The following is a 24123-nucleotide window of genomic DNA, read 5'->3' as shown; positions in this document are numbered from 1 at the left end:
AAGTCATGAGGATGCCGTGCCGGGCCTGCGCAAGCAGGTCGGGCACGAGTGCTTGTGTCCTTTTTTCACTGACGCAGATCGATGGCCGGTGCCGGCTCGCCTCGTCCGTCGAACAGTTGTGCAGGATTCGCCGGCAGGATGCTGGGGTTGGCCGAATCCGTTTCGATGACCCGAATATCGCTGTATTTCTTCCCTGAAAGAGCGGCCAGACCGGCACGGTCGCGAATGACCGTAGGCCGCAGAAACACCATCAGGTTGCGTTTGACGTGGGTTTCCTGAGTCGAGCGGAACAGTGCGCCCAGAAAGGGAATGTCTCCGAGCAGCGGCACCTTGGCGTTGGTGCGGGTGACGTCGTCCTGAATCAGGCCGCCGAGCACGATGACCTGGCCATCCTCGGCAAGGATGGTGCTCTTGATTGCGCGCTTGTTGGTCACCAGGTCCACCGCCTGGGCCGTCAGGCTGGCGCTGGGCGCGATCGAGGAAATCTCCTGCTCGATCTGCAGGCGTAGCGTGGCGCCTTCGTTGATGTGCGGCGTCACCTTGAGGGTCACCCCGATATCCTGGCGCTCGATGGTGGTGAAGGGGTTGTTCGCGCCCGCGGCATCGGTGGTGTAGGAGCCTGTCTGGAACGGGACGTTTTGGCCGACAAGAATCTCGGCTTCCTGGTTGTCCAGCGTCAGCAGGCTCGGCGTCGACAGCAGATTGCTCTTGCTGTTGGACGACAGCGCGGTAATCAGTGCGCCGAAACTGCGAGTTCCAACGCCGATGATCGCGCCGTCGGGCAGGTTCTCCGGGATCTCGTTCTCGTTGATCGCATTGAGCACGCTACCGACCGAAATGCCGGTGTTGCCGAAACTGACGCCACCGGCTCCGCCAGTACTACCGCGCGCGTCGACCGCCCACTGCACGCCGAGGGCGTCGGTGATGTCACCGGAAACCTCGACGATGGCCGCTTCGACCATCACCTGCGCGCGGGGAACATCCAGCTGGCGAACGATGCTCTCCAAAGTGCCGATCAGCTCAGGATCGGCGAGCAGGACCAGGGCGTTCAGGCTTTCGTCGGCGCGGATGAGGATGTTCTGCGGCCGGGCAGTCGTGGCGGACTCGCCGCTTTCGGGGTTTTTCAGGCCCTCGGAAATATCGCCCAGGGTTTCGGCCAGGGATTTTGCATCGTTGTGACGCAAGCGAATGACGCGCGTATTGGCCGAGCGTGTGGTCGGCGTATCGAGGGACTGGGCCAGCGCTGCCAGCTTGCCGCGGGCCTCGCTGGGGCCGATGAAGATCAACCGGTTGGTGCGTGAGTCGGCGATGATCTGTACGCCGGAGGTGGTTTTCGCATCACCGCGCATCAGCGAGTTGCGCAGCACTTCGGCGATATCCATTGCCCAGCCGTGCTGCAGATTGAGCACGGCATAATCGTTGCTCTCAGCCCGATCGAGTTGCCGCACCAGATCCTCGATGCGCGCGATATTGGCGCTGCGATCACTGATGATCAGTGCATTGGCCGACGACACCGCAGCAAGATGGCCGAATTGCGGGACCAGCGGGCGGATCAGAGGTATCAGTTCGGCCGCAGAGGTGTGCTGCACCTGGATCACCCGGGTTTCCAGCTGATCGCCGCCGGTAGGCCCGCCGCCCGCTTCGGCCTTGGCCTCGGCGTTCGGAACTACCCGGGCGACATCGCCCTGAGTCAGCACGCTGAATCCGTGCGTGGCCATGACCGAGAGGAACAGCTGGTACACCTCGCTCAGCGACAGCGTGGCATTGGATACCACGCTGACTTGCCCCTTCACTCGCGGATCGACGATGAACGTCTGCCCACTGAGCTGACTGATCTGATCGATGAAGGCGCGGATGTCCGCATCCTTGAGGTTGATCGTCCAGCCGTCCTGTTGATTGGGGCTCGGCTCGATACCGGGTTCGACGGCAAGCAAAGGCAGCGGGGCGGCCAGCAGGCCGGTGGCGAGCAGGGCAAGCAACGGGCGCGAAAAAGGCTTCGGCATCGGTCAATTGTCTTCCGTGGGCTGGTCGTTGGCGGGGGCGGCACCGGGTTGGTTGACGGCTTCTTCCAGCTGCTGACGCAAGGCGTCCATCTGCTGCTGCATCAGCTGTGTCTCCTCGTCCGGTGGCTCGGCATAGGTTGGTTGATCCTGATAGGGCGCTTCGGTCATCTCTTCGGGAATGTAGCTTGGCGAGCGTACCTGAGGAAAATGCAGCACTTCGACGGTGCCGTTGCGCAACAGCTCCACGCGATCAGGGTAGACCTGATGCAGGCTCACGCCACTGGCCAGCTCTTCGCCCTGCCAGTAGAGCCGTGGCGGTTGCCCGTCGACCTGGACAATGGCACTGGAGCGCTGCGGATCCATGTGCACGAAGCTGCCGCGCAAGGTAAAGCCACTGGCAGCCGCAGTAGGCGCATAGGATTCAGAGGGGGGCGCCGAGCCGAACAGTATTTCCAGCCGCTGCATATCGGGCTGGCCCAGGTTGCCGGCTTGCTGCTCGTAGATGTCGGATGGAGCAGGGGCGCGAGACAGCTTCATCCATTGCTCGATCTGCATCGCGAGGTAGACCGCGAATACGCAGAGCAGCAGGGTACTGATGATGAGTGGAACGTAGCGGCGGTAGTTGTCCAGTTTTCCCGGTAGTGGCAAGCGAAATACTCCGTGGCGCTTTTGTTGTTCGGTTCCCTGTACACGGGTTGCCTCTGTCAGGCGATACAGCACTTTTTAGAACAATTTCGCGGATGCCGCAGCGAATTTACAGGCACTCTTGGCGAAACGATGGTGAAGGACCAAGGTTACAAAGCGACGTGGCAGCTCCAGTTGACCACAGTTCAGTAAAAAAAATTCAATGCTGTTGTTGACTTAGCTTAGGGGGGTGAGTAAATTGCGCGCCTCGCAAGGCGATCGGCTGATTAGCTCAGCTGGGAGAGCACCTGCATCACACGCAGGGGGTCGGCGGTTCGATCCCGTCATCAGCCACCAACCTTTGTGAGATTTCGGACGAAAGTCCGGCCGACGCGCAGCGGTAGTTCAGTCGGTTAGAATACCGGCCTGTCACGCCGGGGGTCGCGGGTTCGAGTCCCGTCCGCTGCGCCATATTACTCCGCTCACTTCCTTTGGAAGTGATGAGGCAAGAGAAGCTGCCCAAGGGCAGCTTTTTTTTGTGCCTATTGAAAAGCGCTGCCACCCCAGCATTGGTGGGCCCGGAGTTGGGCGCAGTCGGCAAAAACGAGCCGGCCTTGCGCCGCCAGTTCGCCGCTAATCAATCATAGGCAGCCCGACGACGGCAGTTGTGATCGCCCGGTGCCAGCGATTGGCGTGAAAAACAATGCGCTGCCTCGCTGCAAGTCCGCTAGGCTGGCCGTGGTCTCTACCCACAGTGATAGACGAACTCGCTGGCCGGGTTGGCGTAGACCCCGCCGGAATGCCGATCTGCTCGATCATGCCCTTGTTCATCACCACGATGCGATCGGCGCGGTACATCAGCTTCATCAGGCCCCGCCGTGCTGGCGGCCGAGCGATCACACAACCTTCAGCGCTCTGTCGTGAACGCATCACCCGTTGCTCGTCATGGCCTATCGCATTTGCCAAAGAGCGCGTCGAGCTCCGCTCCAGAGGCCGCGTTGGCAAAACCATCGAATCGTCCATGCTCGGCGATGGACCGTGCTGCTTGCAGAAAACCGGCCCATGCCGCTCGCGCCAAGGCCCCGCCGACGCTGATGCGCCTGACGCCGAGGTCGGCGAGGTCCTGAACGGTCAGGTCGCTGTTCCAGCCAATCAGTACATTGACCGGCTTTGGCGAGACTGCCGCGACGACGGCGCTGATCTGCTCGCGGGTTCTCAGGCCTGGTGCGTAAAGGCAGTCGGCGCCTGCGTCGGCATAGGCTTTCAGGCGTGCAAGTGTGTCGTCGAGATCAGGGCGATCCACGAAGAAGTTCTCGGCGCGCCCGATCAGCAATGTTTCGCCTCCGGTAGCGTCGATCGCCTCCCGTGCCGCGCACATTCGCTCGGTTGCCTCGGCAATCTCGCGTAACGGCTCGCGCGGGTCGCCTGTGGAATCCTCGATGGAAATACCCGCCACGCCGGTCCCGACCGCCATTTGCACGCTTTCGGCAACGCCTTCGGGCGTATCGGCGTAGCCACTCTCGAAATCGGCGTTCACCGGCAGATGGGTGGCTTGGACCATATAGCGCATATGGGCCAGGACCTCGTCGCGCGGCATCTGTCCGTCGGCACGGGCACACGACCAGGCGTAGCCAGAGCTGGTCGTCGCCAGCGCCTTGAAACCGAGACCTGCGAGGACGCTCGCGCTGCCGGCATCCCAGGGATTGGGCAGGACGAAGCAGCCCGATTGGTGCAGTGCACGAAAGGCGGCACGTTTTTGCGACACACTGGGATGGACCATGAACCCTCCTGGTTGGTGATATGGGTGGGGCTCGACGCTTTTCGATTCGCCGCAGCGCGTCGTCAAAGACTAGATGGGATAAGGCGTGCCGTGGTTGTCAGAACATGCGCTGCAGGAACCACAGCGCCAGTCATCCTCCTTGTGGAACGGTCGTGCCTATCGCGCCTTCGAGGTGTGCACTTATCTGTGCTAAGACGGTGCGTGGAGGCTGAAGAGGGTGGGTTTGATGACATGCGGCGCCAGCTTCACCCTGCACCTGCCTGTCTTACGCTCCGTTTGCGCTCGCGTACCCTGGCTTCTACAACGTAACGTGCAGCTACCAACCGCCCGGCAAAGCCATAACGAGGATTTGATGACGACCGACAAGCAGCAATTTGCCAGCGACAACTATTCCGGCATCTGCCCTGAAGCCTGGGAAGCCATGGCGAGGGCGAACCAGGGCCACGACAGGGCATACGGCGATGACCAATGGACCACCCGCGCGGCTGACCACTTCCGCGCATTGTTCGAGACCGACTGCGAGGTGTTCTTCGCCTTCAACGGTACGGCGGCCAATTCCCTGGCGCTGTCGTCCCTTTGCCAGAGCTACCACAGCGTGATCTGCGCCGACATTGCGCACATCGAGACGGACGAGTGCGGCGCGCCGGAGTTCTTCTCCAACGGCTCCAAGCTGCTGCTCGGCAAGACCGAGCAAGGCAAGCTGACGCCCGCGGCCATCCGTGAGATCGCCCTCAAGCGCAAGGATATCCACTACCCCAAGCCGCGCGTGGTCAGCCTGACCCAGGCCACGGAAATCGGTACCGTCTACCAGCCCGCCGAGCTGCGTGCCATCAGTGATACTTGCAAGGACCTTGGGCTGCACTTGCACATGGACGGCGCGCGCTTCGCCAATGCCTGTGCTCATCTGGGCATGTCGCCCGCCGAACTGAGTTGGAAAGCTGGCGTCGACGTGCTCTGTTTCGGCGGCACCAAGAACGGCATGGCGGTCGGCGAGGCCATCCTGTTCTTCAATCGCGAACTGGCCACCGATTTCGAGTACCGCTGCAAGCAGGCTGGCCAGCTCGCCTCCAAGATGCGTTTTCTTTCGGCACCGTGGGTCGGGCTTCTGGAAAACGGCGCCTGGCTCAGGTACGCCGAACACGCCAACCATTGTGCCCAGCTGCTGGCCGAGTTGATTCAGCAGTTGCCGGGCGTAGAGCTGATGTTTCCGGTGCAGGCCAATGGCGTCTTCGTCAGCCTGCCGCCATCGGCGCTGGAGGCACTGAGAAACCGCGGCTGGATGTTCTACACCTTCATCGGCGTTGGCGGTGCACGCTTCATGTGCTCGTGGGACACCAGCGAAGCGCGGGTACGCCAACTGGCCGATGACATACGTGCGGCCGTAACCGACGCCCTGTAGCCGCGGACGATGTGGTGGCCGTTCGAAGTGTCCTCGGAAATGTGCGGGCAGCGGCTATTTGAAACCTTGCGCGTTTGGAAGGTCGGCGCAGTGATGTCGCGAGGCTAGATTCTGGTTTGTTCGAGCAAGGCGTTGCGAAACGCCTGTGCCACAGGCCCGAGTGGCTCGTCCAGCCGGTGCGCTAGGTAGGCTTCGGATTGCACTTCGCTGTTTCTGCCAAGGTCGGGAATGGCGACGCGCGCCAGCCGCCCTGAAGCCAGATCATCCTCGACCAGCCATGCCGGGAGCCGTCCCCAGCCGAGCCCGGCGCGAATCAGCGCGGCCTTCGCCTCCTGGGTGTTCACCCGACAGGTGAAGGGCGACAGAACGCCGAATGAGCGGCCCTCGGAGAGTGGCGTGGGATCGGTAAGCACGATCTGCAGATGACCGGCGAGATCCGGCACGCCGAGTGGTGCTCGGCTGCCGAGTTCGGCCAACGGATGATCGCTGCGTATGACGGCGATCTGGCCAATCGAGCCGATCGCCTCCAGCGCCAGCCGGGGATTGTGAAAATCCTCGCCGACGATGATCGCGAGCGTGCAGCGCCTCTCATCCAGCGCTGCGATGGGGCCACCCAGGGCCTGTGAATCCAGGCGAAAGCTGGTGGAAGGAAAGTCGACGCTGGCCCGGGTGATGGCTTGCGCCACCGATTCGATCGGAAACAGCGTGTCCACCACCAGGGTTAGTTCCAGCTCGACGCCGGCACCCAGCGCGTGCGCCCGAGCACGCATGGCATCGGCGCGCAACAGGATGTCGCGAGCGTGGGCCAGCAGTGCCTGACCTTCCTGAGTGAGGACGGGGCGGTAACCGCTGCGATCGAACAGCTGCAGACCCAGTTCCATCTCCAGATTCGCGATGGCGTGGCTGATGGCCGATTGCACGCGCAGCAGTCGTGCCGCGCCGGAGCGAAAGCTGCCGCTGTCGGCCACGGTCACGAAGGTACGAATCTGATCCAGTGTCATGCCATCGAGCATGATCTACTCCATAGATCGAGTTGATCGAAATTTAATCACTCCGCGAGAGCGTTTTTAGTCATTAGCCTGACTCCAGTCAATGCCATCGGAGGACTGCAGCAATGACGAACGTACTGGTGCTTTATTACTCATCCTATGGGCATGTCGAGGCGCTTGCCCATGCCGTCGCCGAGGGCGCGCGCGAGGCAGGTGCGCTGGCAGATGTCAAGCGAGTGCCCGAACTCGTTCCGCAAGAGGTCGCGCGGAATGCGGGATACAAGATGGACCAGCCCGTGAATACGGCGACCGTGGCGGAGTTGCCGAACTACGACGCCATCGTGATCGGCACGCCGACCCGTTTCGGCAACATGGCCGCGCAGATGAAGAACTTTCTCGATCGATGTGGCGGGCTATGGGCCGAGGATCGGCTGGTCGGCAAGGTGGGCAGCGTCTTCACCTCGACCGGCAGCCAGCACGGGGGCCAGGAAAGCACGATTCTGGCGACGCACACCGTACTGCTTCATCTGGGGATGGTCGTGGTCGGTCTGCCCTACAGCTTCAAGGGGCAGCTGCGGATGGATGCGATAACCGGTGGCACGCCCTATGGCGCCTCGACACTGGCCGATGACGGCAGCGGCGGTGACCGCCAGCCGAGCGAAAATGAACTGCAGGGCGCCCGCTACCAGGGTTGGCATGTCGCTCGCGTGGCCGCCGCACTTGCCGCCAACCCGGTCGGGGTGCCTGAATGAATGCCGCCAGGCAGCTGCGCGTGAGCCTGGTCGTCTGGATCGTGCTCGGCTGTGGAATCGTGGCGGCTCTGCACCTGGGCAAGGCTGCCATTGCCACGCCGTCGCTACAGGCGGACCTTGGGGTCGATCTCGCCGGGGCCGGCTGGCTGACCGGCATATTCGCGGTGCTTGGCTTGCTCGGGGGGGCGGCGTCCGGTGCGGTGGTGGCAGCAGTCGGAGATCGGCGGGCCCTGCTGTTGGGCCTTGGGATCACGGCAGTTGCCGGCGTCGCGGGCGCCACGGCGCCGTCATTCGCGCTGTTGCTGATTTCCCGACTGCTGGAGGGGCTCGGATTCCTGCTCATCATCGTCGCCGGGCCGGCGATTCTGCAGCGGCTGACGACCGGCTCGGCGCGGGACAGCGCCTTCTCGCTGTGGAGTTGCTTCATGCCGAGCGGGATGGCGCTGGCCATGGTCGCCGGGCCGCTGTTCCAGACGTGGCAGGGGTTATGGTGGTCGGGTTCGGCGCTGGCGGTGGTGGCTGCGGCCGCGGTGGCCTGTTGCATACCCGCCGGCGTTTCGCCCGGCGTACCCGGACGGATATTGGTAAATATTCGACGCGTGCTGTTTTCCCGAGTCAGCGTTTTGCTGGCGATTTGTTTTGCGCTGTACAGCCTGATGTTCTTTGCCCTGTTCAGCTTTCTGCCGGTTCTGCTGATGGAGCGCATGGATATCTCATATCGGAGTGCGGGGCTGTTGAGCTCGCTCGCCAGCGTGATCAATGTCAGCGGCAACCTTGCCGCGGGCTATCTGCTCACGCGCGGGGCCGGGCGTGGTTCGCTGATTCTGTTTGCCAGCGGCGTCATGGGGGCGGCGGGGCTTGGCATATTCCTGGGCTGGTTCGAACCGCAGACGACCTTTCTGCTGTGCCTGCTGTTTTCAGCCGTAGGTGGGTTGATCCCGGCCACGCTGCTGGCATCCGCACCGTTGGCCGCACGGGATACCTTTCTCGTTCCGATTGCGGTCGGCCTGATGATGCAGGGCAGTAATCTGGGGCAGTTGCTGGGCCCGGTACTGGTCGGCGGCGTGACCGCGGCTTTCGGCTGGAACGCCGCTGGCCCGGTTGTGCTGCTTGCGGCGCTGGCCGCTGGTGTGACCGCACTTGTTTTGCCAGCAGCACTGCGGCGCAGCGAGCCGGCGAAGAAGGGCATCCTTGGGCGTTCCAGAAGCGGCGACGTGCAGTGCTGATCCGAGATGCGTGCCGAGCCTCGCTTGGGAAAGGGGCACCCTCATTGCAGAGGCGCCCTGAAACAGGGCTCGGCTGTGAACCGTGAGCCGTAATGGTGCATGGTTGCAAGCTGTAGGCAGGGCAAAGGTCCGCCTCATGGCTATGTGCTATGTATGGAGCGTTTCTTGCTGAGCATCGCTTTTCTGCCTTTTTCTGCTGACCCGGGCGTCAGCCTCGGCATTGTCGCGGCTCCAGGGTCATTGCAGGATCACCCATGCCAAGCCCAGATCAATGACCCAAGAACCCTCTGCCAGAACCAACCGTCGGAGCAGCCTGCTCACCTGTGAAGTGCTGGACCGCTCGCGCGTGCTCGACACGCTGGTCAACAACCTCGAAGGCATGGCCTACCGCTGTCGCAACGACGCGCCCTGGACGATGATCTTCGTCAGCCAGGGCTCGCAGGGCTTGTGCGGCTACAGTGCCGCAGAGCTGGTCGATGACAACGGCATCTCATGGGAGCGCATCACCCGCCCTGATGACCGGCTTCGCGTCCGTCGCTGCATCGATAATGCCGTCGCCGGAATGGGGCGATTCACCGTGCATTACCGGATCCTCACCGCCGCAGGTAACCTCAAATGGGTCATCGAGCGCGGCGTCGCGGTGCCGGACGAGCAGGGCGAGATCGTGGTGGAGGGCTTCATCGAGGACATCACCGCCCAGAAGGCCGTGCTCGAAGCGCTGGAACAGGCCGAACTGCGTTATCGCAGCATCTTCGAGAACGCTTCGGAGGGCATTTTTCAGTCCACGCGCGATGGCCGTTACCTGGCCGCCAATCCTGCGTTGGCGCGCATTTACGGATACGACAGTGCGTCCGAACTGGTGGCCGATCTCGCTGACATAGAGCGTCGCCTGTATGTCGAGGGCGGGCGTCGCGAAGTGTTCTGTCAGCTGATGGAGCTGCAGGGCGAGGTGCTCAACTTCGAATCCGAGGTCTATCGGCGCGACGGCACGCGCATCTGGATATCCGAGAACGCGCACGTGGTGCGAGGCGCCAGCGGCGAGTTCATCTGCTACGAAGGCACCGTGCAGGACATCTCCGAGCGCAAGCATTATCAGCAGCAGCTCGAGCGTCAGGCCAACCATGATCTGCTGACCGGCCTGCCCAATCGCATCCTGCTCAACGACCGCATCGACCAGGGCCTGGCCCGTGCGGCCCGCCTGGGCTACTACCTGACGCTGGTGTTCATCGATCTGGACAACTTCAAGTTCATCAACGACGGCCTCGGGCACGTCGCCGGTGACGAGCTGCTCAAGAGTATTGCGGCGCGGCTGGCCGGTAGCCTGCGTGGCTCCGATACCGTGGCGCGGGTCGGCGGTGACGAGTTCGTGCTGGTGCTCAGCGATCACTACCGCATCAGTACGGTGATTTCGTTATTGGAACGTGTGCTGAACGAGATCCGCCGGCCGGTCATGCTCGCTGGCCGTGAATTTCAGGTCGGTGCCAGCCTCGGGGTGGCGATGTTTCCCGATGACGGCGAGGACGCGCAGACCCTGCTCAAGCACGCCGATATCGCCATGTACGCGGCGAAGAAGCGTGGGCGCAATAATTTCCAGTTCTTCACCCATGATCTCAACCGGATCGCCGATGAGCGTCTGAATCTCGAAGCGGCCATGCGCATGGCGCTGGAGCGCAACGAGTTGTCGGTGCATTACCAGCCGAAGGTCGATGCGTCACGGCGGATCGTCGGTGTCGAGGCACTGGCACGCTGGACCCACGCGGAGCTGGGGGTGATCGGGCCGGATCGCTTCATCCCGGTGGCGGAGGAGAGCGGACTGATCATGCCGCTGACGTTAGCCATCCTGCGTCGTGCCTTCACCGATGCGCGTCAGTGGAATGAGGGGCGCGCCACGCCGCTGCTGGTCGCGGTGAATTTGTCACCGCTGTTGTTTCTTGGCGACGATGTGGTCGAACGCATCCTCGCAGTGCTCGACGAAGTAGGGCTGCCACCGACTCAGGTGGAATTGGAAATCACCGAAACCGTGTTCCTCGGGGATGGCACCCGCGCGGTATCAATTCTCGCCGAGTTCAAGGCGCGGGGCTTTCGCTTGGCGATGGACGATTTCGGTACCGGCTACTCGGCGCTCAGCTATCTGCGGCGTTTTCCGCTGGACATCATCAAGATCGATCGCTCGCTGGTCACCGGGCTCGAACAGGAGGAGGAAGTGGCGATGATCGCCCGTGCCGCCATTTCGCTGGGCAAGAGCCTGCACAAGACGGTGGTCGCCGAAGGGGTCGAAAACGCCGCGCAGTTCGATTTCCTGCGTTGCAACGGTTGCGACGAGTTCCAGGGCTACCTGCTCTCACGCCCACTGCCGGCGGCGCAGATCACCGCATTGCTTGCGGCCGATGGCGTGATCCGCTTCTAGCTTTTGCCGGGGATGGCACCGTTCTGCCAGAGCTGCATCAGTTCCTGTGGCGCTCGATCCTCGGCGATCTGCAGGATCAGCTCGGCGTCGGTGTCTTCGCGGCGGTAGTGCAGTTCGACCCGGAAGAAGCGCTGATCGCCGGCGCCGACATTCTTGCTGGCGACCGGCAGGCAGCGTTCGACCACCGAGCAGAGGCCGCGGCGCTGCTCGGCATCGCAGTCGGCGAATTCGATCTGTCGGGTTCGCGCCAGGCCTGGCGCCGCGACGAAACCGCCCTGGCGCGATACGCGCAACGAGGTTTCCGGTCCCAGTGCTGGCATCTTCATCCTGCCTCCTCAGCGCAGTGTTACGCCCACTGACGTCCAGGCTTCATACAGCGCCTGAACCTGAGGCGACTGACGACCGTACAGCTGCGCCGCATGGCTCAGCGTCACACCGGCAAAGGTTGCGAAGTCCGCATCATTGGGCAGTTGTGGATCACAGATGGTGGCGTACCAGATTCGTCCGGCCTGCTCCCAGGCGTAGCCACCCAGCGCCATGGCCGCAAGGTAGAAGGCGCGGTTGGGGATGCCGGAATTGAGATGCACGCCACCGTTGTCGTCGCGGGTCTCGATGAAGTCACGCATGTGTGCAGGCTGCGGATCGCGACCGAGCAGCGGGTCGTCGTAGGCGCTGCCCGGGTTGGCCATGGAACGCAGCGCAACGCCGTTGACCTTGTCGGTGAGCAGCTCGGCGCCGACCAGCCAATCGGCCTCCGCCGCGGTCTGGCCGAGCGCGTGCTGCTTGGTCAGCACGCCGAACACATCCGAGACCGATTCGTTGAGCGCCCCGGGCTGGTTGAAATAGACCAGCCCGGCTTCGCTCTCGATCAGGCCGTGGGTCAACTCGTGGGCCACCACGTCCAGCGAGCGGGTGAAGCGCTGGAACAGCTCGCCGTCGCCATCGCCGAACACCATCTGTTCGCTGTTCCAGAACGCGTTCTCGTAGCCCTGGCCGTAGTGCACGGTGCCGATCAACGGCATCCCCAGGTCATCGATCGAGTCGCGCTGGAAAACCTGCCAGAAGAATGTGTAGGTCGCGCCAAGCGCGTCGTAGGCTTCGTCCACCGCTGCATCGCCGGAGGCCGGCTGGCCTTCGCGACGTCGCAGGGTACCCGGCAGTTGCATCTGCTGCTCGGCGTCATGGATTCGCCGGTTTGGGTGGCCGGGCGTGCGCAGCTCGCCAAGCTCGGCGATGGCCGTGGGCCGCGGCGGGCCGGGATTGGGCAGCAGGCTCTGCACGTGATGCAGCGTCTGTTGAGCGCAGCCGCGCTGGTAGGGCGAGCCGCGATCGATGATGCGGTCGAGAATGTATGGCGGGATGAAGGCATGGATCGGCACCGGCGGTACTCCAAGGCTGACGCGGCTACGACCAGCATAGACCGCTGGCGCGCGATGGCTCGACCGCCGATCCAGAGGGCGCGACGAGATGGCACGGCATACGTGGTGCACCCTTGGCGCGTTCTGCTGTCACTTGTGCTGGACCCCGTTTTTACCGTCATAGACGACGCGGGCGCTCATTTGACGAGGAGTTGTTGCCCATGTTCGGATTGGAAGCACTAGAACTGGCGCGCGTCCAGTTCGCTTTCACCATCACCTTTCACATCATCTTTCCGGCGATCACCATCGGGCTCGCCAGCTTTCTCGCCGTGCTCGAGGGGCTTTGGCTGAAGACCCGGCAGGAGGTCTATCGCGACCTCTATCACTTCTGGCTGAAGATCTTCGCGGTCAATTTCGGCATGGGCGTGGTGTCGGGAATCGTCATGGCGTACCAGTTCGGCACCAACTGGAGTGCCTACTCCGAGTTCGCCGGCAGCGTCACCGGGCCGCTGCTGGCCTATGAGGTGCTGACCGCGTTCTTCCTGGAAGCGGGTTTCCTCGGGGTCATGCTGTTCGGCTGGAATCGGGTCGGCGAACGCCTGCATTTCTTCTCCACGCTCATGGTAGCCGTGGGCACGCTGATTTCGACCTTCTGGATTCTGGCGTCCAACAGCTGGATGCACACGCCCCAGGGCCACGAGATCATCGACGGCATCGTGGTGCCGGTGGACTGGCTGGCGATCATCTTCAACCCGTCGTTCCCTTACCGACTGGCGCACATGGCTGTCGCCGCGTTCCTCGCCACGGCATTCTTCGTCGGCGCGTCGGCAGCCTGGCAACTGTTGCGCGGCAAGGACAACCCGGCGATCCGCAAGATGCTTTCGATGGCCATGTGGATGGCTCTGCTGGTGGCGCCGGTGCAAGCGGTGATCGGCGATTTTCATGGGCTGAATACCCTCGAATATCAGCCGGCGAAGATCGCCGCGATGGAAGGGCACTGGGACAACTCCGAAGGTGGGCCTACGCCGCTGTTGCTGTTCGGCTGGCCGGACATGGAGGCCGAGGAAACGCGCTACAAGATCGAGATTCCCTATCTCGCCAGCCTGATCCTCAATCACAGCCTGACCGAACCGATTCCGGCGCTGAAGGACTTCCCGCCCGAGGACCGGCCGAACTCGACGATCGTGTTCTGGACGTTCCGCATCATGGTCGCGCTCGGCCTTCTGATGATCGTCACCGGTATCTGGAGTCTGCTGTTGCGGCGGGGCGACCGGATGTACAGCTCACGCGCGTTCCTGCGGCTGGTGTTGCTGATGGGGCCTTCCGGGCTGATCGCCATCTTGGCTGGCTGGTACACCACCGAGATCGGGCGTCAGCCCTGGGTGATCTACGGCCTGATGCGCACCGCCGATGCCGTATCCAATCACGGCGCCGGCCAGCTGGGGCTCACTCTGGCGATGTTCGTGATCGTCTACTTCGCCGTGTTCGGGGTGGGCATGGTGTACGTCCTGCGCCTGGTGCGCAAAGGCCCGGTGATCAGCGAAGGGCGTGGGAAAGGTACCGGTGGGCCCGGCGAGGCGCGCACGCCAATGCGTCCGATATCCGCAGCGGACGAGGCGCTTCCACACGAGCACGGCGACCAACTGGGCGAGAGGAATTGAATCCATGGGTATCGATCTTTCACTGATCTGGGCGGTGATCATCATCTTCGGCATCATGATGTACGTGGTGATGGACGGTTTCGATCTCGGCGTCGGCATCCTCTTTCCCTTTGTGCAGGACGCCTCGGAGCGCGACGTGATGATGAACACCGTCGCGCCGATCTGGGATGGCAACGAAACCTGGCTGGTACTCGGCGGCGCAGGGCTGTTCGCCGCGTTTCCGCTGGCCTATTCGGTGGTGCTGTCCGCGCTCTATCTGCCGATCATCTTCATGCTGATGGGGCTGATCTTTCGTGGCGTGGCGTTCGAGTTCCGCTTCAAGGTGGCTCGCGAGCGCCAGCATGTCTGGGACAGGGCCTTCATTGGCGGCTCGCTGGTCGCGACCTTCTTTCAGGGCGTGGTGCTTGGCGCGTTCATCAGCGGGTTGCCGGTCGAGGACCGGGCCTATGCCGGCGGGGCGCTGGACTGGTTGACGCCATTCTCGCTGTTCTGCGGACTGGCGCTGATCGTTGCCTATGCGCTGCTCGGCTGCACCTGGCTGATGATGCGTACCGCCGGCGACCTGCAACGGCGCATGCACGATATCGGCATTCCGCTGGTGTGGGCGGTGCTGGTGGTTACCGGCATCGTCAGCTTGTGGACGCCGCTGACCCATCCGGATATCGCCGAGCGCTGGTTCAGCATGCCGAACCTGCTGTATTTCATGCCGGTTCCGGTGCTGGTGCTGCTCTGCGCATTCGGACTGCTGCGCTCGATTCAGCGCTACGCCAACTACACGCCATTCCTGCTGACGCTGGCGCTGATCTTCCTCGGCTACAGCGGTCTGGGCATCAGCCTCTGGCCAAACATCATTCCTCCGTCGGTGAGCATCTGGGAGGCGGCCGCACCGCCTCAGAGTCAGGGCTTCACCCTGGTCGGAGCACTGCTCATTCTGCCGCTGATCCTGATGTACACGGCCTGGAGCTACTACGTGTTCCGCGGCAAGGTCAGTGCCGAGGATGGGTATCACTGATGGCTGATCTGGATAACAAGCCGCCCGTACAGCCTGAGCAGCGCCCGCTCTGGAAGCGCATGAGCTGGCTGGTGCTGATCTGGAGTGGAAGCGTGCTGGCGCTCGGCATCGTCGCCTGGCTGCTGCGCCTGGCGATGAATGCGGCGGGGTTGTCTTCACCCTGAAGGCGCGCCCCGGTTTGGGGCGTGCCACTCGCGCGTGCCCCGTGATCTGGCCGCGGGCGGGACTCGAAGCACGTCACGATTCCTTCATTTGCCGGTTGTAGCCTGCTGGCATGAACCTTGATGCACAGACAGGCATCAGGCCTTGGGCAACCGCCGACAATTGAGGAATCTAGCGATGGACGACTACCAGGACGAGCTACTGGAATGGCATGCCGCTGAGCAGGATCACCCGGACTGTGCCGAGGATGCGGTCGAACTCTGAGCGCCGCTCGCGTATGCGCCGTTCACGCGCCGCGCCGCTGCGCCCGGCGATAGTCTCCCGGCGTCTGCCCGCTCCAGCGCTTGAAGGCACGCTGAAACGCTTCGGCTGAGGAAAAACCAAGCAGCCAGGCGATCTCGCCGAAAGCGGATTCGGTGTCGCGAATGTAGGCCATCGCCAGGTCGCGGCGGGTGTCGTTGAGGATCGCGCGATAGCTGCTGTCTTCCTCGGCCAGCTTGCGTCGCAGTGTCCAGGCCGGCATTTGCAGACGTGCAGCGATCTGTTGCAGGTCTGGCTCCTGGCCCTTGAGCATCGGCCCGAGAATCTGTGCGACCCGCTCGCGCAGACTGCGGGTGCGGGTGCGCCGTTCCAGTTCGGCTTCACACAGCTCCAGCAGATGCCGCCAGGTGCCGGGGCAATGATCCGGGTTGCGCAACGCCAGGCTGCGCTGATCCAGCTGCAGCTGATTCGCTTCGGCGCTGAAGATTACCGGCCGGCCGAACTGCTCGTCGTAGCGCGAGGCATAGTCAGGGGCTTCGAACTCGATGTGGATCGCCATCGGCACCAGCGGCTGACCGCTCAAGCGGCTGAGCTGCGAGATCCAGCTGGCGAGCACGGTATCGACGACGAAGCGGTTGTAGGCGTTGTAAGGACTGATGGAATAGAAGCGCAGCCAGGCGCCTGACGCATCTTCGTGAAAACTCGAACTGCCGCGGTAGTTGGATGCGTACAGCGCCTCGTAGCGGATCAGTGCCCTTGCCGCTTCGCGCACGGTGGGCGCCTGAGCGGCGGTCAGCCCGGCGAGGCCGAGGTGCCCGGGCTTGCGCAGGCGGCCCATCTCCAGGCCCAGAGCTGGATCGCCAGCCAGCTGGATGGCCGAATGCCCGAGCCGCATGTAACGGGGGATCGAGAGGCGGGCATGCGGCTCAGCGAGCCGCTCGCCATCCAGTCCGTAGGCCAGCAAAAGCGGCTGAGGGTCATGGCCGTACAGCTGCAACGCATCGTTGAGGCTGTGCAGAAAACCGACCGACAGATCGCCCAGGCGCACCCGTTGCGCATTCATGGGGTGCTGCCGAGCCATTGATTGCGTACCTGGACCGGGACGCCGTGGCCCGGGGGCGCCGGGCGGCGCGGCGAGCCGAGCAGATTCCAGGGCAAGGCGAGGGTACGCACGGCCATGTGCGGTCTTGCGCTGAGCGCGTCGGAATGTGTACTGCCACAGCTCGCATGCGGATCTGCCAGCGCGCCGGGTACAGCCAGCAGTTTCGCTTCGGCAGGCGGTTGCTCGAGGTAGGCATCGCAGCCCAGCAGCACTGCCAGCGAGCCCGCCGGTGTTTCAATCAGCCGTCGACGCTCGGGGATGGGGGCAACGCTGAAGCGGCGTTCGTAACGGCTCAACGCCTGCTTGTACTGCAGCGTTCCGAGGGGCTTGCCGCGACCGTCAAAGGTCAGGCTTACCTGGCGCAGCGGGCCATCGCCGATCATCAGTTGATCGTTCTCCAGATAGGGCTCCGGCAGCACGATCGAGCCAGCCACCAAGGTAACGCCGAACTCTCTGGCGAGGCCGCCGAAGACGTTCTGGTATTCCTCTGCCATCTGTCGGGCCTTGAGTCGCAACACCGCACCGGTACGCCGATCGTCGCCCTGATTATCCGGCAGTGCGCGCAGATAGCTGCCGGGATTGCTGAGCGCCATCCACTGCATCGCATCGCGCAGGGTGCGGGCCTGCTGCACTTCCGGCTTCTCGCCCAGGGCGAACAGGCCAGTGCCAACGTGTTCGGGGAGCACCACGACGGTTCGCTCGCTGAGCATTCCGGCTTCGGCCGCCTGCTTGAGGTAGGTGCGAAACTTGAGTTGCAGCCGCTCGCGGCTCTGGTAGTCGGCTGGCTGCAGCCGCGTCTCGATGCCCAGCAGGTTGCCTGCGCTTCCGGCCTGCCCGTGGTCCTCGATGGGTAGCGTACGCAGATCGGACAGCAGTGGGCCGCTACGACGGTCTTGCGTCCAGTCGAGGTAGACGGCAAATGAGGCTGCGGCGAGGACGAGCAGCAGCACGATATTGATTGAGGTGCGCATGTGAGGCAGGGCAGTGAGGGATTGCGTCAGCGTAGGTAACGCGGCGCCTGTTGCCAAGCTTTTTGCGCAGAAGGATCAAAAAGTTGTCACTTTGGATCATTGAGTGCAGCACCTTCGCTGTTTATCGTCGCTGCATACCGACCGTAGCCCCATGAGGCTCGGCACTCGTCATGATGAGGATGCTTCGATGACCGCTTTCCCGAAACTGCTGGCTCCGCTCGATCTGGGCTTTACCACCTTGCGCAACCGTACCCTGATGGGATCCATGCACACGGGCCTGGAGGAAATGCCCAACGGCTTCGAGCGGATGGCGGCATTCTTCGCTGAGCGCGCTCGCGGTGGTGTCGGCCTGATCGTCACCGGTGGCGTCGGCCCCAATGAGGAAGGCTCGGTACGCGCCGGGGCGGCCAAGTTGTCCACGCCGGAGGAGGCCGAAGAGCACAAGATCGTTACCCAGGCGGTTCACGAAGCTGGCGGCAAGATCTGCATGCAGATCCTGCATGCCGGGCGTTACGCCTACAGCCCGCAGCTGGTGGCGCCGAGCGCTATCCAGGCGCCGATCAATCCGTTCACCCCGCGCGAACTGGACGAGGAGGGCATCGAGAAGCAGATCCGCGACTTCGTCAACTGCGCAAGCCTGGCCCAGCAAGCCGGTTATGACGGCGTCGAGATCATGGGTTCGGAAGGCTACTTCATCAACCAGTTCCTGGTGGCGCACACCAACCACCGCACCGATCGCTGGGGAGGCAGCTACGAGAATCGCATGCGCCTGCCGGTGGAGATCGTGCGCCGCGTGCGCGAAGCGGTGGGCAGCGACTTCATCATCATCTATCGCCTGTCGATGCTCGACCTCATCGAAGGCGGCAGTGTCTGGGAAGAGGTGGTGCAGCTGGCCAAGGCCATCGAGCAGGCGGGGGCCACGCTGATCAATACCGGCATCGGTTGGCACGAGGCGCGGATTCCGACCATCGCCACCAAGGTGCCACGCGCCGCGTTCACCAAGGTGACCGCGAAGCTGCGTGGCGAGGTGAGCGTTCCGCTGATCACCACCAACCGGATCAATACCCCGGAGGTCGCCGAACAGGTGCTGGCCGAAGGCGATGCGGACATGGTCTCCATGGCGCGGCCGTTCCTCGCCGATCCGGAATTCGTCAACAAGGCCGCCGCCGGTCACAGCGAGCGCATCAACACCTGCATCGGCTGCAACCAGGCCTGTCTGGACCACACCTTCAGCGGCAAGCTGACCACCTGCCTGGTCAATCCGCGTGCCTGCTACGAAACCGAACTGAACTACATCCCCACTACCGCGGTGAAGAAGATCGCCGTCGTCGGTGCCGGGCCTGCGGGGCTCGCCGCTGCGACCATCGCGGGCGAGCGCGGTCATGAGGTGACGCTGTTTGATGCGTCCGCTGAAATCGGCGGGCAGTTCAACGTTGCCAAGCGGGTGCCGGGCAAGGAGGAGTTCTACGAAACCCTGCGCTACTTCCAGAACCGCCTCGAAGAAATTGGTGTCGAGGTTTGCCTGAATACCCGCGCGACGGTGGAAACGCTGCTGGCCGGTGGCTTCGATGAAATCATCCTGGCGACCGGGATCGCGCCGCGCGTGCCGGCAATTCCCGGGATCGACCATCCGAAGGTGATCGGTTACCTGGATGCGATTCTGGAGCGCAAGCCGGTCGGCCAGCGTGTCGCGGTGATCGGCGCAGGCGGCATCGGCTTCGACGTGTCGGAATACATCACCCATGACGGCGAATCCACCAGTCTGGATCGTGAGGCCTTCTGGAAAGAGTGGGGCATCGATCTCGGGCTGTCGGTGCGCGGCGGTATCGCCGGCATTCAGCCGGCTCCGCATGCGCCGAAGCGTCAGGTCTATCTGCTGCAGCGCAAGAAGTCCAAGGTGGGTAACGGTCTGGGCAAGACCACTGGCTGGATCCACCGCACCGGCCTGAAGAACAAGCATGTGCAGATGCTCAATTCGGTGGAGTACCTGCAGATCGATGACGCCGGCCTGCACATCCGCGTGGGCGAAGGCGAGCCGCAGGTACTGCCGGTGGATACGGTGATTCTCTGCGCGGGGCAGGAGCCGTTGCGTGAGCTGCAGGAAGGTCTTGAAGCCGCTGGCGCTCGGGTGCACCTGATCGGTGGCGCCGACGTCGCCGCCGAACTGGACGCCAAGCGCGCGATAAATCAGGGCTGTCGCTTGGCTGCGGCGCTCTAAGGTCTGTTTCCGCTTCGTCGCAAACCGCGTTGTTGCGCCAAATGGCTCCGGCGCGGCCGCGTACGAAACGGGAACAGACCCTGGGTCATCGATACATCCGCAAAGAGGATCACGCATGGACACTGCAATCGCGCTGCAACCGGGGGCTGCCAACAGTCTGCAGGCCTGGCACCGAATGATCGCTGAGCGAGACCTGAGCCGGCTGCCGGAGCTGCTGCATCCGCAGGCGGTGTTTCGCTCGCCGATGGCGCACAAACCGTACGAGGGGGCAGCGGCGATGAACCTGATCCTCAACACCGTGCTGCAGGTTTTCGAGGATTTCCGCTATCACCGTGAACTGGCCAGCGCCCAGGGCATGGATGTGGTCCTCGAGTTCAGCGCCCGGGTGGGCGATCGTGAGCTCAAGGGCATCGACATGATCCGCTTCGATGGCGAGGGGAAAATTGTCGAATTCGAGGTCATGATCCGGCCCATGAGCGGCTTGCAGGCCTTGGGTGACGAGATGAAGCGACGTCTCGCTGCCTACAGCGGCAAGTGATTTAGCTAAGCTCATCGCAAATCCGCTGGGCGCCTGCTCGAACGGCGCCCGATGCGGCGACTCCCTGCCAACCCAGTCACATTGCCTGCGCGAACATTTCCCCTAAACTTGCGGCACCGACGGGACGACGGCATCGGATGGCCACTCGTTTCGCTAATCGCTGGCTCGCAGTTGCGGGCGATAAAGGAAATCGAGCATGCAGAACAAACCGCAGATGGTCGAAGCCGTCCTGTTTTTCAATGAGGGCTCCATCTGCAAGGAAATGCTGTATCCCGAATTCGAAGCGGTGCTGGATGGGGTGGTCGCGCTACCCGAATTCGCAGACCTCCAGATGCATGCCGTCTACGTAATGATCAATCCGCGGCTGCAGGTGCGTGCCGCGGTATTTTTCTGCCTCGACTTCAATGACGACGGCTCTGCCGACGCCGGTTGGAACATTCCTCTGCGTCAGTTGGCCGAGCGTACCGGGCGTGGTCCGGACATGGGGGCCGGGCCGATTCGCCTGGCCTGCCGCAGTCAGTGCCCGGTTTCCTGGCACCAGATGCACATGTGGGACCCCAAGTTCGGTCCCGAACGCAACGATCTGGTTGTGTTGCGCGAGACCATCAAGCGCAACCAGCTCGGCCTGCTGGTCGAAGAGGAGACGCCTCAGGCTGTACCTGCGGAACGTCTGCAGATGGTCGCCGAAGACACCTGGTATGCAGCCGAGGCCGGCAAGGACGCAGCCGCGAAACGCTCCGAAAGCCATGAGCGTGAGCAGCGGCAGAAGGCTGCGCTGCTGATCAAGCAACAGCGCCAACGCATCACCAACCTCGAGCGTCTGCGCGAAGAGGACGTCCTCAAGCTCACAACTGCCGCGGAGAAGGAACGCAAGGCGCTGCAGGAGGAGATCCGCACGCTGCAGCAGCAACTGCAACAGCAGACCGAGCTAAACGCTAGCCTGCATGCGCAGATGACCGCTCAGGGCGAGAGTTTCCAGAAAGCGCGCGAGGAAATGAGCAAGCAGCTGCGTACGCTTGAGGTCAGCGGTCGGGTCGAGATCGGCGCCGCCCGGGAACAGTTCGAGCATGAAGCCCAGGCCCGTATCGCGGCGGCGATTGCGGAGTACAAGGAGCAGGTGGCGATCCGCGATGTCGAGCTGGCCTACCGCAACGAGCTGGATGCGCAGTTGGAAGAGGAAATCCAGCGGCTGAAGACCGAGTGCGAAACGCTGCGCCACAGTGGTGACCGGGTGCTGGAGGAACTGTCTCGCCAGGGGGTTGTGTTCATGGCCTATCACCCGGGTGCCGGGCATCTGACCATCGCGTTGCAGGATCTGGCCCGCTACCGCGCGAACCCTCTGGCTTATGCCGCTGCCAAATGCTTTGTCTCCGAGGAGCAATACCGACAGTGGCTGGAGCATTACCAGAAGCCGGCCTGCGTCGCGACGCTCTCCAGTGGTGAGCGTTGCGCGATGCCTCTGGACAAGATCGATGCGCCGAGTCGTTTCGTGATCGGCGAATCCAACTGCTGCGCCCGGCACCGCAAGGAAGACCGGCAGCGCACCGGCAGCTGAGCGGGTTGTCCTCCATTCAATCCGATCTCGGCTTCGATGCTCCGCTGATCCTGCAGCCGTTGTCATTGGACTGGCTTGCTCGCAGCGGGGTCGAGGTTGCGGTGCTGCGGCTCGATCTGCTGGATCCCGAGCTGTCCGGCAACAAGTGGTTCAAGCTGGTAAAGCACCTCGATGCGGCGCGTTCTGTCGCTGCACCGGGGCTGATCAGTCTTGGCGGCCCGCACTCCAATCATCTGCATGCACTGGCTGCAGCCGGCTGTCGACTCGGCCTGGCAACTGTCGGCCTGCTGCGCGGCCACGAACAGCTAACACCAACGGTCGCCGATCTACGTGCCTGGGGCATGCAACTGCATTGGCTCGGCTATGCCGGCTACCGGGAGCGCAATCAGCCAGCCTTCTGGACGCCATGGCGAACTCGATATCCAGGTTTCTACTGCATCCCTGAAGGCGGCGGTGGTTTGCCCGGTGCTCTGGGGTGCGCCGAACTCGTTCCGAGAGTGGCGTCGGCGCTCGCGTCGCTTGGCTGGGATGACTACGACGCACTCTGGCTGGCCGCTGGCACTGGGACGACGCTGGCGGGCCTGGTCATCGGCGAGGCAGGTAGGCGTCCGGTGTTCGGCGCGCTGGCTGGGCCGCCTTCCCATGCCGTCGACGCCGGTGTGGCCAACTTGCTCGCACAGGCCGGCGTACCCGATACCGGCTATGAGCTGCTGGATGCCAGTCGCGGCGGATTTGGTCGCTTTGACAGGGAGTTGGCGCAGTTCATCCTCAATACCGAGCGCGAGGCTGGCGTGCCGCTTGATCCGATATACACTGCAAAGACCATGATGGCATTGCGCCTTTATGTCGAACACGGTCATTTTTCCGCCGGCACGCGGCTGATATTCGTCCATACCGGTGGGCTGCAAGGGCGCCGTGCTGCTCAGGGCCAGCTGCAGAAGCTGATGGACGAATAGACGTTTGGATTTTCTCGGATGAATAAACCGCTGCACCCCGATCAGCTACGTAGTCTGGTCCCGCTCAATGGCTTGTCGCCACGCCAGTTGTGGGAGCTTCGCGTGCAGATAGTGCCGCTCGCGCTTGCGGCTGGGCAGTTGCTCGACCTTGTTGATGAGCAGGGTTCGAAACGTCATTACCTGATGTCGGGTAGCCTGCTGTTGACCGATCACGACGGGCAGCAAACGCAGCTGGGGGCGGGCACGTCGGCTGCTCTGCACAGCCTTGCTGCGGGCCGCCTGAGGGAGGCGCGGGCTCTGGACGACTGTCAGCTGTTGATGGTGGACAGCGCTGAGCTGGAGCGGTTGCTGTCCTGGCGCCAGGCCCTTCAAGATGTGCTGCTGCAGCTGTCGATGGAGGGGGAGGACGGCGAGTGGCTGGAGCGCCTGCTGGAGAATCCGCTGTTCGCCCAGGTTCCACCGGCAAATATTCGCAGCATGCTCAACCGGCTCGTGGAGATCGAGGTATCCGCCGGGCAAACCCTGCTACGTGAAGGGGAAGCAGGTGATTGCTGCTATTTCCTCAAGAGTGGTTGCGCGCAGGTTCTTAAGGCCGCCGACGGTGGCGAGCAGCTGTTGGCCGAGCTGGAACCGGGAGCCTGTTTCGGCGAAGAGGCGCTGCTCGAGGAGCGACCGCGTAATGCCAGTGTCGCGATGGTCGAGGACGGTCGGGCGCTCCGTCTGGCACGAGCGGATTTTCTCGAACTGCTCAAGGCACCGGTGGTTGGCGAAGTCGATCTCGAAGGCGTGGCTGATCTGCTGGCCTGTGGTGCGCAGTGGCTGGATGTGCGCCTGCTCGATGATTACGAGCAGGGCCATGCGATGCAGGCGTTGCACATGCCGCTGCACCTGCTGCGTCTGAAAACCCGTCTGCTGGACCCACAGCGGCCCTACCTTTGCTATTGCGAAAGTGGCAAGCGCAGCGCCAACGCGGTGTTTCTGCTGACGCAGCTCGGTTTCACCGCCTATGTGCTGCGTGGCGGGCTCGACGCACTTGGTGCCGAGGACCGCGCTGCGCTGCTCTGGGAATGTGGCACGGGTTATCTGGCGCGCTCCGACGGTCGAATCGAACGTAGTCTCTGATCCGCGCCCGCCCCATCCCGGCCTTTA

General features: G+C 63.1%; 21 protein-coding genes and 2 tRNA genes. 14 read left to right on the top strand and 9 right to left on the bottom strand.

Annotation, left to right across the window (positions count from 1 at the left end):
* Positions 1-65: 65 nt before the first annotated feature.
* Positions 66-2003 carry a type II secretion system secretin GspD gene (gene gspD / locus P5704_003730; protein ID WOF79620.1) on the bottom strand — a complete coding sequence of 646 codons (1938 nt, stop codon included), beginning with the start codon at positions 2001-2003 and terminating at the stop codon, positions 66-68.
* A gap of 3 nt (positions 2004-2006) precedes the next feature.
* Positions 2007-2651, bottom strand: coding sequence for a type II secretion system protein N (locus tag P5704_003725; GenBank protein ID WOF79619.1), 645 nt, complete (start codon positions 2649-2651; stop codon positions 2007-2009).
* 257 nt (positions 2652-2908) lie between these two features.
* Here P5704_003725 and P5704_003720 point away from each other — a divergent pair.
* Both P5704_003720 and P5704_003715 read left to right on the top strand, forming a co-directional pair.
* A tRNA-Val gene (locus tag P5704_003720) sits at positions 2909-2984 on the top strand.
* 37 nt (positions 2985-3021) lie between these two features.
* A tRNA-Asp gene (locus tag P5704_003715) sits at positions 3022-3098 on the top strand.
* A gap of 162 nt (positions 3099-3260) precedes the next feature.
* Here P5704_003715 and P5704_003710 read toward each other — a convergent pair.
* Both P5704_003710 and P5704_003705 read right to left on the bottom strand, forming a co-directional pair.
* Entirely contained in the window at positions 3261-3494 is a 234-nt protein-coding gene (locus P5704_003710) for a hypothetical protein (GenBank protein WOF79618.1), read from the bottom strand.
* Between the two features lie 76 nt (positions 3495-3570).
* Positions 3571-4407, bottom strand: a complete 837-nt coding sequence (locus P5704_003705; GenBank protein ID WOF79617.1) for an isocitrate lyase/phosphoenolpyruvate mutase family protein — start codon at positions 4405-4407, stop codon at positions 3571-3573.
* Positions 4408-4759: 352 nt separating this feature from the next.
* Here P5704_003705 and P5704_003700 point away from each other — a divergent pair, with 352 nt between their 5' ends.
* Positions 4760-5806 (top strand): low specificity L-threonine aldolase, encoded by a 1047-nt coding sequence (locus P5704_003700; protein WOF79616.1) that lies wholly within the window; start codon positions 4760-4762, stop codon positions 5804-5806.
* A 104-nt stretch (positions 5807-5910) separates the two neighbouring features.
* On the opposite strand, the gene P5704_003695 is transcribed toward P5704_003700, so the two are convergent.
* The gene (locus P5704_003695; GenBank protein ID WOF79615.1) at positions 5911-6819 is read right to left on the bottom strand and encodes a LysR family transcriptional regulator; all 909 of its coding nucleotides are present in this window, start codon (positions 6817-6819) and stop codon (positions 5911-5913) included.
* 101 nt (positions 6820-6920) lie between these two features.
* On the opposite strand from P5704_003695, the gene wrbA reads away from it, so the two are divergent.
* The 3 genes from wrbA (at position 6921) to P5704_003680 (ending at position 11180) form a co-directional block, all read left to right on the top strand.
* Positions 6921-7547, top strand: a complete 627-nt coding sequence (gene wrbA, locus P5704_003690) for an NAD(P)H:quinone oxidoreductase (protein WOF79614.1) — start codon at positions 6921-6923, stop codon at positions 7545-7547.
* Complete coding sequence (locus P5704_003685; GenBank protein ID WOF79613.1) at positions 7544-8773, top strand: MFS transporter; 1230 nt, start codon at positions 7544-7546, stop codon at positions 8771-8773. Before wrbA ends, P5704_003685 begins: the two co-directional genes overlap by 4 nt.
* A gap of 271 nt (positions 8774-9044) precedes the next feature.
* A complete protein-coding gene (locus P5704_003680) occupies positions 9045-11180 on the top strand; it encodes an EAL domain-containing protein (protein ID WOF79612.1) in 2136 nt (711 codons plus the stop codon).
* On the opposite strand, the gene P5704_003675 is transcribed toward P5704_003680, so the two are convergent.
* Together P5704_003675 and P5704_003670 are read right to left on the bottom strand one after the other, a co-directional pair.
* Positions 11177-11506 (bottom strand): protealysin inhibitor emfourin, encoded by a 330-nt coding sequence (locus tag P5704_003675; GenBank protein ID WOF79611.1) that lies wholly within the window; start codon positions 11504-11506, stop codon positions 11177-11179. The two genes, P5704_003680 and P5704_003675, sit on opposite strands and share 4 nt — an antisense overlap.
* Before the next feature lie 9 nt (positions 11507-11515).
* Positions 11516-12559 carry a M4 family metallopeptidase gene (locus P5704_003670; protein WOF79610.1) on the bottom strand — a complete coding sequence of 348 codons (1044 nt, stop codon included), beginning with the start codon at positions 12557-12559 and terminating at the stop codon, positions 11516-11518.
* A 200-nt stretch (positions 12560-12759) separates the two neighbouring features.
* On the opposite strand from P5704_003670, the gene P5704_003665 reads away from it, so the two are divergent.
* The 3 genes from P5704_003665 to P5704_003655 are packed head-to-tail and all read left to right on the top strand — an operon-like array spanning position 12760 to position 15375.
* Complete coding sequence (locus P5704_003665) at positions 12760-14199, top strand: cytochrome ubiquinol oxidase subunit I (GenBank protein WOF79609.1); 1440 nt, start codon at positions 12760-12762, stop codon at positions 14197-14199.
* A gap of 4 nt (positions 14200-14203) precedes the next feature.
* The gene (gene cydB / locus P5704_003660; GenBank protein WOF79608.1) at positions 14204-15211 is read left to right on the top strand and encodes a cytochrome d ubiquinol oxidase subunit II; all 1008 of its coding nucleotides are present in this window, start codon (positions 14204-14206) and stop codon (positions 15209-15211) included.
* Positions 15211-15375, top strand: coding sequence for a DUF2474 domain-containing protein (locus P5704_003655; protein ID WOF79607.1), 165 nt, complete (start codon positions 15211-15213; stop codon positions 15373-15375). Before cydB ends, P5704_003655 begins: the two co-directional genes overlap by 1 nt.
* A 284-nt stretch (positions 15376-15659) precedes the next feature.
* On the opposite strand, the gene P5704_003650 is transcribed toward P5704_003655, so the two are convergent.
* Positions 15660-16697: an AraC family transcriptional regulator gene (locus tag P5704_003650; protein ID WOF79606.1), complete on the bottom strand. Its 1038-nt coding sequence runs from the start codon at positions 16695-16697 to the stop codon at positions 15660-15662.
* Positions 16694-17707 (bottom strand): carbon-nitrogen hydrolase, encoded by a 1014-nt coding sequence (locus P5704_003645; protein WOF79605.1) that lies wholly within the window; start codon positions 17705-17707, stop codon positions 16694-16696. Before P5704_003645 ends, P5704_003650 begins: the two co-directional genes overlap by 4 nt.
* 187 nt (positions 17708-17894) lie before the next feature.
* Here P5704_003645 and P5704_003640 point away from each other — a divergent pair, with 187 nt between their 5' ends.
* The 5 genes from P5704_003640 to P5704_003620 all read left to right on the top strand — a co-directional run bounded on the left by P5704_003640 (position 17895) and on the right by P5704_003620 (position 24096).
* A complete protein-coding gene (locus tag P5704_003640) occupies positions 17895-19925 on the top strand; it encodes an NADPH-dependent 2,4-dienoyl-CoA reductase (protein ID WOF79604.1) in 2031 nt (676 codons plus the stop codon).
* 115 nt (positions 19926-20040) lie between these two features.
* Entirely contained in the window at positions 20041-20463 is a 423-nt protein-coding gene (locus tag P5704_003635; GenBank protein ID WOF79603.1) for a nuclear transport factor 2 family protein, read from the top strand.
* 196 nt (positions 20464-20659) lie between these two features.
* Positions 20660-22018, top strand: coding sequence for a chromosome partitioning protein ParA (locus P5704_003630; protein ID WOF79602.1), 1359 nt, complete (start codon positions 20660-20662; stop codon positions 22016-22018).
* 5 nt (positions 22019-22023) lie between these two features.
* Entirely contained in the window at positions 22024-22974 is a 951-nt protein-coding gene (locus P5704_003625) for a pyridoxal-phosphate dependent enzyme (GenBank protein ID WOF79601.1), read from the top strand.
* Positions 22975-22992: 18 nt separating this feature from the next.
* A complete protein-coding gene (locus tag P5704_003620) occupies positions 22993-24096 on the top strand; it encodes a cyclic nucleotide-binding domain-containing protein (GenBank protein ID WOF79600.1) in 1104 nt (367 codons plus the stop codon).
* The last annotated feature ends 27 nt before the right edge of the window (positions 24097-24123 follow it).

The sequence above is a fragment of the Pseudomonas sp. FeN3W genome, assembly GCA_030263805.2.
In the GTDB taxonomy this organism is placed as follows: domain Bacteria; phylum Pseudomonadota; class Gammaproteobacteria; order Pseudomonadales; family Pseudomonadaceae; genus Stutzerimonas; species Stutzerimonas stutzeri_G.
Note: the sequence above shows the minus strand (reverse complement) of the source record. Positions and strands in the feature narration are given on the sequence as shown.